Source organism: Luteimonas sp. TWI662 (assembly GCF_039673825.1).
Classification (GTDB): domain Bacteria; phylum Pseudomonadota; class Gammaproteobacteria; order Xanthomonadales; family Xanthomonadaceae; genus Luteimonas.
In genome coordinates this window covers 134699-149434 of record NZ_JBDJMI010000005.1, presented here as the reverse complement: position 1 = coordinate 149434, position 14736 = coordinate 134699, and the positions used below count along the sequence as shown (strand labels likewise).

The 14736-nt window shown below is 69.3% G+C and carries 9 protein-coding genes; 2 read left to right on the top strand and 7 right to left on the bottom strand.

All coding sequences use genetic code 11. From position 1 onward, the window contains the following. The first annotated feature begins 80 nt into the window (after positions 1-80). The gene (locus ABE488_RS06040; RefSeq protein WP_346447495.1) at positions 81-671 is read left to right on the top strand and encodes a TetR/AcrR family transcriptional regulator; all 591 of its coding nucleotides are present in this window, start codon (positions 81-83) and stop codon (positions 669-671) included. Between the two features lie 113 nt (positions 672-784). On the opposite strand, the gene ABE488_RS06035 is transcribed toward ABE488_RS06040, so the two are convergent. The 5 genes from ABE488_RS06035 to ABE488_RS06015 form a co-directional block, all read right to left on the bottom strand. Beyond that, positions 785-1243, bottom strand: coding sequence for a PA2169 family four-helix-bundle protein (locus tag ABE488_RS06035; RefSeq protein WP_346444670.1), 459 nt, complete (start codon positions 1241-1243; stop codon positions 785-787). A 261-nt stretch (positions 1244-1504) separates the two neighbouring features. Then, a complete protein-coding gene (locus tag ABE488_RS06030) occupies positions 1505-3550 on the bottom strand; it encodes a S9 family peptidase (RefSeq protein WP_346447494.1) in 2046 nt (681 codons plus the stop codon). A 135-nt stretch (positions 3551-3685) separates the two neighbouring features. After that, positions 3686-4009, bottom strand: coding sequence for a DUF2834 domain-containing protein (locus ABE488_RS06025; protein ID WP_346447493.1), 324 nt, complete (start codon positions 4007-4009; stop codon positions 3686-3688). Positions 4010-4206: 197 nt separating this feature from the next. After that, positions 4207-5016 (bottom strand): transferase, encoded by an 810-nt coding sequence (locus ABE488_RS06020; protein ID WP_346447492.1) that lies wholly within the window; start codon positions 5014-5016, stop codon positions 4207-4209. An 8-nt stretch (positions 5017-5024) separates the two neighbouring features. Then, a complete protein-coding gene (locus ABE488_RS06015; protein WP_241943588.1) occupies positions 5025-5930 on the bottom strand; it encodes a 5'-nucleotidase in 906 nt (301 codons plus the stop codon). 559 nt (positions 5931-6489) lie between these two features. Here ABE488_RS06015 and ABE488_RS06010 point away from each other — a divergent pair. Continuing rightward, positions 6490-8547, top strand: a complete 2058-nt coding sequence (locus tag ABE488_RS06010) for a glycosyl hydrolase family 18 protein (RefSeq protein WP_346447491.1) — start codon at positions 6490-6492, stop codon at positions 8545-8547. A gap of 67 nt (positions 8548-8614) precedes the next feature. Here ABE488_RS06010 and ABE488_RS06005 read toward each other — a convergent pair whose 3' ends face one another. Continuing rightward, on the bottom strand, positions 8615-9382 hold the full coding sequence (locus ABE488_RS06005; RefSeq protein WP_346447490.1) for an NAD kinase: 768 nt from the start codon (positions 9380-9382) through the stop codon (positions 8615-8617). Between the two features lie 127 nt (positions 9383-9509). Continuing rightward, positions 9510-14432 (bottom strand): NAD-glutamate dehydrogenase domain-containing protein, encoded by a 4923-nt coding sequence (locus tag ABE488_RS06000; protein WP_346447514.1) that lies wholly within the window; start codon positions 14430-14432, stop codon positions 9510-9512. Between the last annotated feature and the right edge of the window lie 304 nt (positions 14433-14736).

Here is a 14736-nt window from a genome sequence, read left to right as displayed (position 1 = left end):
CATACGTCTCGTATGAATAGAATCGTATATTCATACGTTTCGTATGTAAATACTGTTGTGTCGAAATCGAGGAGATGGCGATGGTGCGTCGCACCCGCGCGGAAATGGAGAAAACCCGGGCGGCCTTGCTGGCCGCCGCCCGCGACGCGTTCGCCCACCACGGCTACGCGGAGGCCTCGATGGACGCGCTCACCGCCCAGGCCGGCCTGACCCGCGGCGCGCTGTATCACCACTTCGGCGACAAGCCTGGCCTGCTGGCCGCCGTGGTCGCGCAGATCGATGCCGAGATGGACGCGCGCCTGCACGCACTCTCCGAATCGGCCGACACCCCCTGGACAGGACTTACGAGTCGTTGCCGTGCGTATCTGGAGATGGCCCTGGAACCGGAGATCCAGCAGGTGGTGCTGCGCGATGCCCGGATCGTGCTGGGCGGCGCATCGGCGCAGTCGCAGCGCGCGTGCATCGCATCGATGCAGGGCCTGCTCGAATCGCTGATGGCACAAGGCGTCGTCGCCACGACCGACCCGCAGGCGCTGGCCGCGCTGCTCCACGGCAGCCTGACCGAGGCTGCGGTCTGGATCGCGACCGGCGACGACGGCGACGACCAGGCGCGACTGGCACGGAGTCTCGACGCACTGGACCTGTTGTTGCGCGGACTGTTGCTTGCTTGAGGCCCATCGCCGGTCAGCTCGCAAAGAATCGGCCGCGCACAACGAAAAAGCCCCGGCGCAAGCCGGGGCCTCGAAACGGACGCGTGGGCCGGCCCCTGAAGGCCGGCCGACGATCAGCCGCGGTCCTTGAGTTCCTTGAGCGCGTGCTTGCGCGCGCGCAGCTCGTCGTGCGTCGCCCGCACTTCCGGCAGCAGGCGGGTCACGACGTCGCGCGCGGCCGGCGGCGTGTCCGCATCGCGCGCGGCTTCGTCGAACGCCTCGAGCAGGCGGTCTTCCGACTCTTCCAACTCGGCGACGTAGCCGTATTCCTTGTCGCCGAACGCGGCGCGCACCTTGCCGTAGAACTGCTGCAGCGAGCCGACCATCGTGCCCGAGGTCTCCGGCTTGCCGCCGACGGCCTGTACAGCGGCGCTCAGGTCGGTCACCAGCTGCGACTTGTGCGCAGCGATGCGCGAGAACAGCGTCTTGAGCTCGGCGTGATCGACCTTCTGCGCAGCTTCCTCGTAGAAATCCTTGCCGTCGCGGGCGATGGCGATGAGGTCGTTGAGCGTATGCGCGGACTTGTTGGTCATTTGGGTCTCCGATCGAATGAGGGGATGGCGCGGCGCGAGCGCGATGGAAGGTCGCGGGCCGCATCGTCCAGGCGGGCAATGACTGCGCGTGGCCGTGGAGCGATGGGGCCTACCCTAAAGACCGGCCGGGCAAGGAGACGTGACGCGCGAGCGACGATCTTGTGAAAGCGCGAAGGCCCGGCATGCGCATGCGCTGCGGTTGCTCCAGACCAGGGCAGCGCCCTCCCGTCACCGCGGCAGGGCGCTGTATCGATGCAGGCCTCAACCTGCGGCGTCGGCCTTCGGCAGCGCGTAATCGAGCTGGTAGGCCGGCGGCTCGCCGCCCGGCCCGGTCAGGTAGTGGCGCATCCACTGCACCAGGCGGAGCGAATAGTCGTAGCGCGAAGCGCCGCGGCTGTTGCCGTGGCCCTCGCCGGGGTACAGCACCAGGCGCACCGGGGCCTGGCCGGCCAGCTTGAGATACCGGTAGAGCATGTAGGACTGCATCACCGGCACGCGCGGGTCGGCCTCGCCGTGCAGGATCAGCGTCGGCGTGCGCGACTTCTGCGCGTGCGTGATCGGACTGGCCTGGCGGTACATCTCCGGGCTCTCCCACGGCCAGGTCTGCATGTGCACCTGGTACTGCTCGCGCGGGATGTCGCCGGTGGTGACCAGGCTGGCCTGATCCGAGATGCCGACGAACATCACCGACGCGGCGAAGCGCGCGCTGTAGTAGGTGGCGCCCCAAGCGCTGGCGTAGCCGCCGTACGAGCCTCCGGTGATGCCGACCTTGTCGCGGTCCACCAGGCCGATGTCGACCAGATGATCCACGCCGTCGACCAGGTCGTCGAACTCTTCCATGCCCGGCCGGCCGTGGTCGAGTTTGGAGAACGCGACGCCGCGGCCGGTGCTGGCGCGGTAGTTGGGGAAGAACGAAGCGAAGCCCTGCGCGGCCAGCGTCTGCGCCGGCTGCGCGTAGCTGTTGAGCCAACCGTTGACGTTGTGCGACTCGGGGCCGCCGTGGACGACCACCACCAGCGGCACCCGCGCATGGCCCCGGCGCTCGAGCGGGTGCACCAGCAGGCCTTCCAACTCCAGGCCGTCGCGCGCGGTGTAGCGCACGACCTCCTGCCGCGCCAGCCGCACATCGGCGAGCCACGGGTTGCTGTCGGTCAACCGTCGCGGCTCGGCGCTGCCGGCGGCCAGGTGGAAGATCTCCGACGGGTGCGCCGGCGTGCTGCCGACCAGGGCGAGGTCGCCGTTGCGCGCTACGCTCAGGCCCATGTGCACCGGGCCTGCGGCCGGCAGCAAGGTGCGCTGGCCGGTGCCGTCCACGGCGATCTCGGCCAGCCGGCTCTGCACGCCCTCCTGGCTGAGGAACACCAGCGTCGACGCATCGCGCCAGCCGACATGCCAGACGTGGCCTTCGAGCCCGGGCAGCAGGTCGCGCTGCGCGCCGCCGGTCTTGCCGACCACGGTCAGCCGACCTTCGCTCGGATCGTTGGCATCGGCGGCCGAGATGATCGCCAGGTGTTCGCCATCCGGGCTCCAGGCGATCTCGCCGAGCTTGCCGGGGTTGTCCACGCGCCCCAGTTCGCGGCCCTCGGCCGAATAGATGCGCACGCGCGCATCGACCATCATGTCGTCGGTGAGCTGGCGCGGGGCCACGACCACCGCCAGCCGATCGCCGGCCGGGCTCCAGCGCACGGTGCGCACGCTGCCTTCGATCGCGAGCTTGCGCGGCGCTGCGCTGCCGCCCAGTTCGGCGATCCACACCTCGACCGGGCGCCAGTCCTCCTCGTAGACCTTCTGCGAGAAGCCCTGCTCGCGCAGTTGCTTGCGCGCCGCGTCCTCGGGCTGCGCCGCCAGCAGCGCGGCGCGGTGGCCGTCGGGCGAAAGATCGAAACTGCTGATGTCGCCGGCCAGGTGCGCAACCGCGGTCGATTCGCCGCCACGCAGCGGAATCGTGTACAGCCGCCGGGTCGCGTCGCCTTCGCGCTTGCTCAGGTAAGCGATCGACTGCCCATCGGGCAGCCAGCGCGGCGCGGAGACATCGACCTGGCCAGTCACGAAGCCACGGTCGTGGCCTGCACGGTCGACCACGTGCAGTTCGCTGCGCGCCGGACCGTCGGGGTCGGTGCCCAGCGTGCGCGGCACCGACAGGACGTAGGCCACTTCGCTGCCGTCGGGGCTGATCGCGGCCTGGTTCGCGGCCCGCGTCTGCGCCACCTGTTCGAGCGTCATGCCGGCGCTCTGGCGCGCGGCGACGGCCGGCGTCGCGGTCGCCAGCACCAGCGCGCAGGCGATGCCCATGATCCAACGTTGCATCCGGATTTCCCCGATCGAAAGACAGCCTCGGACTTTGACCGGCTTCGACGAGCGGCGCAACGGCGCGCGGGCCGAACAGCGACCAGGCGCCAAGCGCCCCCTCGCCTGACCCGCCCACGCGCGCCAGACGCTGCGTTATCGCGTGCGTCCGCAAGCGGCCAGATGACGCTCTCGCATCAGGAGAAACGCAGGCAATGCAAGCGAGGGACCGACGGCCAGGCATCCAAGTGGGAGCCACAGCCCGCGCATCCGGAGCCGCCGCCCTTCGGCGACGATCAGCACGATGACCACAACACCGGACACCAGAACATCCGCCCAAGCGAATGCGGCAATGGGCGTGGCCACCGCTTGCGCCACCAACAACGGCACATCGACGCCGTGCCGGGCAAGCCACGGCAGGAACCGAGAGAGCGGGAGCGCAGCGCCCAACACGCACAGCACGAGATAGATCCATTGCATGGCGTGTCTCATCGGGATCCCGATCTCGGCAGAAGGCCGGCGAACGCTATCCGATCCTGACGGCGATTGAAATCACCGTGCCGGTCACGACGAACGCGGCAGCCTGCGCGAATGGACCGACACCGCTCCGATGTCGACGCAGGCCGCCCCCGGTCCAGAATCCGCATGGCAATGAACCACGCATCGGGCTGCCCCCACTACGCCGTGCGCGCTGCCATCGTCCTGTGCCGCACCACGCGTGCGGCGATGCGCGCAAACACCTCCGGCAACAAGGCACGCACAGGTTCGGGCACCCGCGCCACCAGCGCCGCGGCATCGAATGCCGGCAGCGGGCCACGCCACGCGAAGGCAACCCGATTACTCATCTTCGGCTCGTCGACCACCAACACCTGCGCCTGACCGAAGGCCTGCTGCAGCCGGGCCACATGGGTGTCGGGATCGCGCACGTACAGGTTGCAGGCCAGCACACCGTCGGCGACCAGCGCATCGCGACAGTCGTCGTAGAACGCCTGACTCGACAGCGCTGCCGGAATGCCGTGTTCGTCGTAGCCGTCGACCAACAACAGGTCGAAACGCGCCCGGCGCGACGCCACGAACTGCGCCCCGTCATCGATCACGACCTCCAGCCGCGCGTCGTCGGCCGGCACGCCGAACTCCGCGCGCAGCGCGACCACGTGCGGGTTGTTCTCGACCACCTCGATCCGCGTGTCCGGCAGGTGGCGATAAGCGAACTTCGCCTGCGAGCCCCCGCCCAGGCCGACCATGCCGAGCACCGCCGGCGCCGGCTGCCACAACAGCGCGGCGAACATCGTGCGCGTGTAGTCGACCAACAGTCGATCGGGATCGCCGCTGACCATGCGGCTCTGCGTCTGCCGGCGCACGAACTGCAGCGAGGTGAAGCCATCGTGCCGGCGCACGTAGGGCCGCTTGGGGGCACTGCGGCCGCGCCAGTGGGCCAGCCATCGCGCCCACCACGGCCGCGCCCCGGTGTCGTCCCCCTGCCCCATGCCGGCGCTCAGCGGTTCGACCAGCCGTGCGGCACATGCCCGGCGGCGACGTGCGGCCGCGCCGAATCGATGTTGTGCTGCGAGTCGTCGAAGAAGATGTCCGCCCCGAACGCATCCAGGAACGGCCCCTTCGGCCGCCCGCCCAGGAACAGCGCCTCGTCCAGGCGCACGCCCCAGGCACGCAGGGTGCGGATGACCCGCTCGTGCGCGGGCGCCGAGCGCGCGGTGACCAGGGCGGTGCGGATCGGCGCGTCCTTGCCCGCCGGATACGCCGCCTGCAGATCGTGCAGCGCCGCCAGGAACCCACGGAACGGGCCGCCGGTCATTTCCTCGCGCGCGCGCTCGCGCTCATGCTTGTGGAACGCGTCCAGCCCGCCTTCCTGCGACAACCGCTCGCCTTCGTCGCCGAAGATCACCGCATCGCCGTCGAATGCGATCCGCAACTGGTCGTTGCGATGCGCCGGTGCGCGCGCCGGAATGATCGTCGCCGCCGCGATGCCGTTCTCCAGCGCGCGTCGCACCGAATCGGGGTTGGCCGACAGGAACAACTGCGTGCCGAATGGCTTGATGTAGGGCCAGGTCGGTTCGCCCGAGGTGAACGTCGCGCGGATGATGCCCAGGTTGTGATGCTGGATCGAGTTGAAGATCCGCAAGCCCGTATCGGCCGAGTTGCGCGACAGCAGGATCACCTCCACGCGCGGCGCATCAGGCGGCGCGTCCACGTTCAGCGCCAGCAACTTGCGGACAAGCGGAAATGCGATCCCCGGCTCCAGCACGTCGTCCTCGTGCGCCCGCTGGTGCTCGGCGTAAGCATCGATCCCCTCGCTCTCGAACAGCGTGTGGCTGTCCTCGAGGTCGAACAATGCCCGCGAGGAGATCGCGACGGTCAGCGTGGGGACGAAGGTGTCGGGCATGGCAGGGCGTGAGCTCGAAAGGGACTGCGACGCCCCGCCAGCGGGGATCGTCGGATGGACAGCAGGCCCGCCGCCGAGTCGCAGGCATCGCGGACCGACCCGCCATTATGCCAGCCTGTGCCGCGACCCGACCCGCCGCCCTGCCTGCCCTAACCAGAAGCGTCCTCACCCGCGTGTCGAGGTGGCGGGGACACGAACTGGCGTCCGACCTCCCGCGCGCGCAGGCCCCTCCGCCAGAACCCCGCCCGGTCTCAACGCGCGCCGTGTAGCCGCGGACGCATTCGCTGCACCGCATCATGAATACCGGGACGTCCAACCGCCTCGACACGCACAAGCGTGACTGGCTTCGCATTCCGGGCACCTGCCATTGACAACGTTGTCTTTCAGGACGCACATGGCAGCCGACATCCCCTTGCTCCGACCTTGTACCGGTTTCCGCTGCCCCCTGGATCCCAGGAGGCGGCGGAAAGGGCATCCGGTCGGCGCTGCGCTCCGCTGTCGGCGTGCCGACGGCGGCTGGGCGCCGGCTTCACTCGGCATCGGAAAGGGAGACTTCGTCATGATGCATCGCAGACTCGCCGCACTGTCGCTGTGCCTGCTGGCCTCGGCCGGCATGGCCGCCAGCGCACAGGCGCAAACCGCCGCCTGTGGGGGCGTTCCCGCATGGAACGCCAGCACCATCTACAACCCGGGCGACCGCCTGACCTACCAGAACCGACTGTACGAGGCACGCACCCAGATCTGGAACGCGGCGCCCGATTACTGCACCTCTTGCGGCTGGTACCAGGACCTGGGGTCATGCAGCGGCGGCACCGCCAATCAGCCACCGACTGTGGCGCTCACCGCGCCCGCCCAGGGGGCGACATTCGCCACCGGCGCCTCGGTGACGATCACCGCCAATGCCAATGACAACGATGGCACGATCGCCTCGGTGCAGTTCTTCCGCGGCGCGGTGTCGCTGGGGACCGACACCAGCGCGCCCTACGCCCTGACCTGGCAGAACGCGACCGCCGGCCAGCACGTGCTGACCGCGGTGGCCACCGACAACAAGGGCGCGACAACGACCTCCGCCGCAGTGACGATCACCGTCGGCGGCGGCACCGGCCCGGACACCACCGCGCCCAGCGTGCCGACCGGGCTGCAGGCAACGCAGCAGACGGCCGCCAGCATCACGCTGACCTGGACCGCCTCGACCGACAACGTCGGCGGCAGTGGCATGGCCGGCTACGACGTCTATCGCAATGGCCAGATCGTCGGCTCGCCGACCACGCCCGGCTACACCGACAGCCCGTTGTCGGCCAATACCGCCTACACCTACCGGGTCCGCGCACGTGACCGCAGCGGCAACGCGTCGGCGTCCTCGCCGGAGATCGTCGCGCGTACGGTCGCGGCCAATGCCGGCGGCGACAAGCGGGTGATCGGCTACTTCACCCAGTGGGGCATCTACGGCCGCAACTACCGCGTGCGGGACATCGAGACCAGTGGCTCGGCCGCCCGACTCACGCATATCAACTACGCGTTCGGCAACGTGCGCAACAACCGCTGCGAGGTCGGCGTCACCCAGCCGGCCGATCCGAACACGGGGGCCGGTGGCGACGCCTTCGCCGACTACACCAAGGCGTTCTCGGCGGCCGAAAGCGTCGACGGCGTCGCCGACACCTGGGACCAGTCGCTGCGCGGCAACTGGAACCAGCTGCGCAAGCTCAAGGCCCGCCATCCCGGACTGAAAGTGCTGATCTCGCTGGGCGGCTGGACCTGGTCGCGTGGGTTCTCGCAGGCCGCACGACCGGAGAACCGGCAGGCATTTGTGGCCTCGTGCATCGACGCCTACATCCGCGGCAACCTGCCGGTCACCGACGGTGCGGGCGGTGCTGCGGCCGCGGCCGGGGTGTTCGACGGCATCGACATCGACTGGGAGTATCCGGTGGCCTGCGGGATCGCCTGCGGCACGGCGGAAGACCGGCAGAACTTCACCGCGCTGCTGGCCGAATTCCGCAGCCAGCTCAATGCGGTGCGGCCGGGCTTGCTGCTGACAGTGGCCGTGGGTGCGGGCGTCGACAAGATCCGCGTCACCGACCCGAACCTCTACCACCCGTCGCTGGACTACATCAATGTGATGACCTACGACTTCCACGGCGGCTGGGAGCCACGCACCAACCACCACTCGGCGCTGTTCGCCTCCCCGAGCGATCCGTCCACGGGCGATGTGCGCCTGTACAACACCGACGATGCGATCCAGGCCTTCCTGGACCTCGGCGTGCCGGCGTCCAAGCTCAACCTCGGCATCGGCTACTACGGGCGCGGCTGGACCAATGTCCCCAACGCCAACAACGGGCTGTATCAGACCGGCACCGCGGCGCCGGGTACGTACGAGGCCGGGATCGAGGATTGGAAGGTGCTCAAGACGCTCGGCTGGCCGCGCTTCGTCGATTCGACCGCGCGCGCGCAGTGGATCTACAACGGCACGACGTTCTGGTCGTTCGACGACCCGGCGCTGATCGCCGAGAAGATGGCCTACGTCAAGGCGCAGGGCCTGGGCGGCGCGTTCTTCTGGGAGTTCAGCGGCGACGACAGCAGCGGCACGCTGACGCGGGCGATCGAGCAGGGCCTGCGCTGAGGCCACGTCCGGCGGGTCCAGGGACGGACTCGCCGGACCGCGTGGGCGCACTGGGCGCCCGCACGACTCACGCCACGAACTGCTCGCTGAGAATGCGTTCCTCGAGATTGTGCTCGGGGTCGAACAGCAGCGTCACCGTGCGCTCGGATTCGCGCACGGTGACCTGCACGACATCGCGCACCTCGTGCGAGTCGGCCGTCGCGCTGACCGGCCGTTTGTAGGGATCGAGCACGCGGAAGCGGACCTCGGTCTCGGCGCGCAGGATCGCGCCGCGCCAGCGACGCGGTCGGAACGGTGCGATCGGGGTCAATGCGACGATGCCCGCGCCCAGCGGCAGGATCGGGCCGTGCGCGGAAAAGTTGTAGGCCGTGCTGCCGGCGGCGGTGGACAGGATCACGCCATCGCCGACCAGTTCCTCCAGACGCGTGACACCGTTGAGTTCGATGCGCATATGCGCGGCCTGGCGCGTCTGGCGCAGCAACGAGACCTCGTTGTAGGCCAGCGACGAGACAGTGGCGCCGGACTCGGTCTCTGCCAGCATCTCCAGCGGATGCAGCACCGCGGGCTGGGCCGCGGCGATGCGCGCCAGCAGGTCGCCCTGGCGGTGCTGGTTCATCAAAAACCCCACGGTGCCCAGCTTCATGCCGTAGACCGGCTTGCCGAGATGGCCGTGGCGATGCAGCGTCTGCAGCATGAAGCCGTCGCCACCGAGCGGCACCAGGACGTCGGCGTCTGCCGGATCGCACTGGCCGTGCTCGGCGCCGAGCACCTGCAGCGCCTCCTGGGCATCGGCGGTCTGGCTGGCGACGAAGGCGAGGCGGGGCGTTGCGGTCATCGGCGGGCCGGTGCGGGAACGTCGGCGCGCAGCTTAGCGCAGGTGGTGTGGCGGCGGGTCGATGCGGCAGCCGCGGATCGATCCCGCAAAGGACAGGGAGGGCGCCTGTGCGCCCTCCCCGTTGGCCTCAGCTGCGCTGGACGAGCTGCGAGACGCGCTGCACCGCGACCGATACCGTCGGGTAGTCGAGCGTCTTCTGCGCCGCCAGTTCGGCCAGCATCGCCAGCGTGAAGCGCAGCGTCGGATCGTCGCGCTCGAGCCAGGTGCGGACCTTCTCCTCGGGCGTGTCGCCGGGCATCGCCAGCACCTGGCCGACGAGCAGGCGATGCTGCTGGCCGAGATCCTCGCGCAGCACGCCGCGTGCCACCGCGTGCCAGCGGCCATCGACCTCGAGCGCGTCGATCTGCGCGGTCAGCCAGGGCAGATTGAGCGCTTCGCCGAGACGGAAGTGCACGCGCGCGACATCGATCGGCTTGCGCCGCGTCTCGCTGGCGACCTCGATGATGTCCCATGCCGCTTCCAGGTACGGCAACGCGGCAAGCTGCTCGGCCAGGTCCTCCGGCACGCCCTTCTCGCGCCAGCTCTGCAGGCTGGCGTCGTGCTCGGCGCGCTGGCTGTCGGCGATGATCTGGCTGCCGATGCGGATGGCGTGGAAACCGTCGTGATAGCGCGCCACGGCCGTGGTGATGTCCGGGATCGCACCGGCACGCGCCAGCAGCCAGCGGGTGAAGGCCCGCTGCAGGTTCCAGATCACCTGCAGGGCATCGACCTGCACCGACTCGGGCACGGTGCCATCGAGTGCGTCGATGCTGTTCCACAGCGCGCGCGCCTCGATCGTCTCGCGGGTGATCGTGAACGCCTTGGCGATCTCGCCCGGCGAGCGCCCGCTGTCTTCCTGCATGCGCAGCAGGAATGTCGCGCCCATGCGGTTGATCATCTGGTTGGTCACCGCGGTGGCGATGATCTCGCGCTTGAGGCGGTGCTGCTCCATGGTCGCGGCGTACTTCTTCTGCAGCGGCACGGGGAAGTAACGCTGCAGCTCGCGCGACAGATACGGATCTTCGGGGATGTCGGAGGCGAGCATCTGGTCGAAGGCGACGAGCTTGGAGTACGACAGCAGGACCGCCAGCTCAGGCCGGGTCAGGCCCAGGCCTTTGGCCTTGCGCTCGGACAGTTCGGCATCCGACGGCAGGAACTCGATCTGGCGATCGAGCAGACCCTGCGCTTCGAGCGTGCGGATGAAGTGGCGCTTGGACCCCAGCCGCGAGACGCTCATGCGCTCCATCAGGCTCAGCGCCTGGTTCTGGCGGTAGTTGTCCCACAGCACCAATTCGGCGACCTCGTCAGTCATCGAGGCCAGCAGCTTGTTGCGCGCGGGCACGGTCAGCTTCTTGGCCTGCACCACCTCGTTGAGCAGGATCTTGATGTTGACCTCGTGGTCGGAGGTGTCCACGCCAGCCGAGTTGTCGATGAAGTCGGTGTTGAGCAGCACACCGGCCTGCGCGGCCTCGATGCGGCCGAGCTGGGTCATGCCCAGGTTGCCGCCCTCGCCCACGACCTTGCAGCGCAGCTCTCGGCCATCGACGCGCAGCGCGTTGTTGGCCCGGTCGCCGACATCGGCGTGGCTTTCCGACGACGCCTTGACGTAGGTGCCGATGCCGCCATTCCACAGCAGGTCGACCGGCGCGCGCAGGATCGCCGACATCAGCTCGTTGGGGCTGAGCGCGGCGGTGTCGCCATCGATGCCCAGCACCTCGCGGGCCTCCTTGGACAGCGGGATCGACTTGGCGCTGCGCGGCCACACGCCGCCGCCCTTGCTGATCAGCTTGGCGTCGTAGTCCGCCCAGTTCGAGCGCGGCAGCGTGAACAGTCGCTGGCGCTCGGCGTAGGAGACCGTCGCGTCGGGCGCCGGGTCGATGAACACATGCCGATGATCGAACGCGGCCACCAGCCGGATGTGCTGCGACAGCAGCATGCCGTTGCCGAACACGTCGCCGGACATGTCGCCGACGCCGACCGCGGTGAAGTCCTGGGTCTGCGAGTTGCGGCCCAGCGCCCGGAAGTGACGCTTGACCGATTCCCAGGCGCCGCGCGCGGTGATGCCCATGCCCTTGTGGTCGTAGCCGACCGAGCCGCCCGACGCGAACGCATCGTCGAGCCAGAAGCCATGCTCGCGGGCGATGCCGTTGGCGATGTCGGAGAACGTCGCGGTGCCCTTGTCGGCGGCAACGACCAGGTACGGGTCGTCGTCGTCGTGACGGACCACGTCGCGCGGCGGCACGATCGCGCCGTCGACGATGTTGTCGGTGATGTCCAGCAGGCCGTTGATGAACAGCGTGTAGCAGGCCACGCCCTCGGCGAACAGCGCATCACGGTCGCCCCCGGCCGGCGGCCGCTTGACGATGAAGCCGCCCTTCGAGCCGACCGGCACGATGACCGTGTTCTTGACCATCTGCGCCTTGACCAGGCCCAGCACCTCGGTGCGGAAGTCCTCGCGGCGATCCGACCAGCGCAGGCCGCCGCGGGCCACCGGCCCGAAGCGCAGGTGGGTGCCCTCCACCCGCGGGCCGTAGACGAAGATCTCGCGGTACGGACGCGGCTTGGGCAGTTCGGGCACGCGCACCGAATCGAACTTGAAGGCGATCGTGTCGCGCACCGCGCCTTCGCGGGTGCGCTGGTAATAGCTGGTGCGCAAGGTCGCGTCGATCACGCCCAGGTAGCTGCGCAGAATGCGGTCCTCGTCGAGGCTTGCGACGCGGTCGAGCAGCCCCGTGAGCGCAGTGCGCGCCGCATCGTACTGCGCGTCGCGGTCCTGCGCGCGGGCATCGAGCACCGGCTGCAGCAGTGCCCGCGTGGCGTCGTCGCCCGACAGCGCACCGAGCTGGCTGGCCAGCATCTCGATACCGGCGGCGACCTGCGCGCCGCTCTCGCGGCCGGTGGCCGGATCGAAACGGGCTTCGAACACTTCCACCAGCAGCCGCGCAAGCAGCGGATAGCGGCCGAGCGTGTCCTCGACGTAGGCCTGGGAGAACGGCACGCCGACCTGCTGCAGGTACTTGCAGTACGCGCGCAGCATCGCCACCTGACGCCAGTCGAGATCGGCGGCGAGGATCAGCCGGTTGAAGCCGTCATTCTCGGCATCGCCGCGCCACACGCGGTCGAACGCTTCGGTGAACGCGGCCGCGCGCGCGTCGATATCGACGTTCGCGGCCAGGGTCTCGACGAAGAAGTCCTGGATGTAGAGCGTGGTGCCATCGACGATCAGACGCGTGGGATTCTCGGCGATGACCCGCAGGCCGAGGTTCTCCATCACCGGCAGCACCTCCGACAGCGGCAGGTGTTCGCCGCTGCGGTAGAGCTTGAAGTGCAGCAGCGCATCGCCGGCCGACGACGTGGGCTGGGTGTAGAAGCTCAGTTGCAGCGCGCCGCTCGCCTGGGCGGCGGCGAGCTTCTCGACATCGGTCGCGGCGACGGCCGGCGATGCGAACTCGATGTAGGCAGCCGACAGGCCGCGTCCCAGGCGGCCGGCCAGACGCAGGCCTTCGCCTTCGCCCTGGCGACGCACGAGCTCGTCGCGCAGGTCGTCGTGCCAGTTGCGTACGATCTTCTGCAGCGCCTGCTCGAGCGCAGCCTGGTCGACCTCGCCCTGCACGCCCGCACGCGGGCGCACGATCAAGTGCAACTGCGCCAGCGGCGACTCACCCAGCACCACGTGTGCATCGACGTGGTCGGCCTGCATCGTCTCGCGCAGCATGTCCTCGACACGGTGGCGCACGTCGGTGTTGAAACGGTCGCGCGGGATGTAGACCAGCACCGAATAGAAGCGGCCGTAGCGGTCGCGGCGCAGGAACAGCCGGCTGCGCACGCGCTCCTGCAGGCCGAGGATGCCGGTGCCCAGGCGGAACAGCTCATCGGGCGTGGACTGGAACAGCTCGTCGCGCGGCAGGGTCTCGAGCAGGTGCTTGAGGGTCTTGCCGCTATGGCCGGTCGGCTTGAGGCCGGACTCGCTCATCACGTGCTCGAACCGCTCGCGCACCAGCGGGATGTCCCAGGGCCGGCGGGTGTAGGCGCTGGAGGTGTAGAGGCCGAGGAAGCGCTGTTCGCCGACCACCTGGCCCTTGGCGTCGTAACGCAGCACGCCGATGTAGTCCATGTAACCGGGACGATGCACGGTGGAGCGGGCACTGGTCTTGGTGAGGATCAGCGCATCGACCTCGCCCGCACGCCGCAGCGCATCGGCGCCGAGTTCGCTGAGCGGGCGCGACTTGACCGTGGCCGGCGTGCGCAGCAGGCCCAGGCCACTGTCGGCGACGGGCTCGAGCACGCCATCGGTGCCCTTGCGGCGCACCTTGTACTCGCGGTAGCCGAAGAATGTGAAGTGGTCGCTGGCCGCCCAGCGCAGGAACTCCTGCGCCTCGCGCCGGCTGGCGTCGGCGACCGGCATCGGCCGCGCGACGAGATCGGCGGCGACCTCCTGCATTTTCTCGCGCATCGGCCCCCAATCGGCCACGATCGCGCGCACGTCGTCGAGCACGCGACGCACGACCTGCTCGATACGTGCGCTCGCTTCGGGCGTCTGGCGATCGATCTCCAGGTGCATCACCGACTCGGCATCGCCCTCGCCCACGCCGGTCAGGCGGCCGCTGCGGTCGCGCGCGATGTGCAGGACCGGGTGGCCCAGCACGTGCACGCCAATGCTGCGCTCGGCCAGCGCCATCGTCACCGAGTCGACCAGGAACGGCATGTCGTCGTTGACGATCTGCAGCACGGTGTGCGGCGATTCCCAGCCGTGGGTGTCCTGCGCCGGATTGAACAGCCGCACGTTGGCGGTGCCCGGCTTGCGACGTGCGGCGAATTCGAACAGGTCGGCGGCCAGGGCCGCCCAGCCATCGGCGCTGTGCAGCGGAATCTCGTCCTCGGTCATGCGCCGGTAGAACGCCTGCGCGAAGGCGTCGGCACCGCGCTGGGCGGCCTTGCCTGCGCGCCGCCGCACGGCCTCGAAGATCGGGTCCAGCAACCCGGACCCTGCGGGCCTGGACGGCGCGGGCATGACGCTGGCGCTGCTGCCCTGCGGCTTGGCGCGCTTGCGCGGTGCCGGGGTCGGGGCCGCGGCGGCCTTGCGTTTGGAAGAAGAGGTACCGGTCTTGCGGGATGTGCTCATGACGACGATAGGTCCGATGCAATGAGGCCCGCGTTCTCACGCGGGCCGACAGGGAACAGGAAACCGACGGGTGGCATGCCGCGCGAACTGCGGCTGGCGGCCGGATCGGGGACGACGGAAGCTGCCGCGCAGCCTTCGGGGCGGCGCGGACCGGTGGAGCGGACGACGGGAACGGGGCGAGGGATCACGAAGC

Coding starts and splice junctions, on each gene's coding strand:
- ABE488_RS06030 (WP_346447494.1), bottom strand. CDS start 3,550: ATGCAACGTTGGATCATGGGCATCGCCTGCGCGCTGGTGCTGGCGACC.
- ABE488_RS06025 (WP_346447493.1), bottom strand. CDS start 4,009: ATGCAATGGATCTATCTCGTGCTGTGCGTGTTGGGCGCTGCGCTCCCG.
- ABE488_RS06020 (WP_346447492.1), bottom strand. CDS start 5,016: ATGGGGCAGGGGGACGACACCGGGGCGCGGCCGTGGTGGGCGCGATGG.
- ABE488_RS06000 (WP_346447514.1), bottom strand. CDS start 14,432: ATGCCCGCGCCGTCCAGGCCCGCAGGGTCCGGGTTGCTGGACCCGATC.
- ABE488_RS06035 (WP_346444670.1), bottom strand. CDS start 1,243: ATGACCAACAAGTCCGCGCATACGCTCAACGACCTCATCGCCATCGCC.
- ABE488_RS06010 (WP_346447491.1), top strand. CDS start 6,490: ATGATGCATCGCAGACTCGCCGCACTGTCGCTGTGCCTGCTGGCCTCG.
- ABE488_RS06005 (WP_346447490.1), bottom strand. CDS start 9,382: ATGACCGCAACGCCCCGCCTCGCCTTCGTCGCCAGCCAGACCGCCGAT.
- ABE488_RS06015 (WP_241943588.1), bottom strand. CDS start 5,930: ATGCCCGACACCTTCGTCCCCACGCTGACCGTCGCGATCTCCTCGCGG.
- ABE488_RS06040 (WP_346447495.1), top strand. CDS start 81: ATGGTGCGTCGCACCCGCGCGGAAATGGAGAAAACCCGGGCGGCCTTG.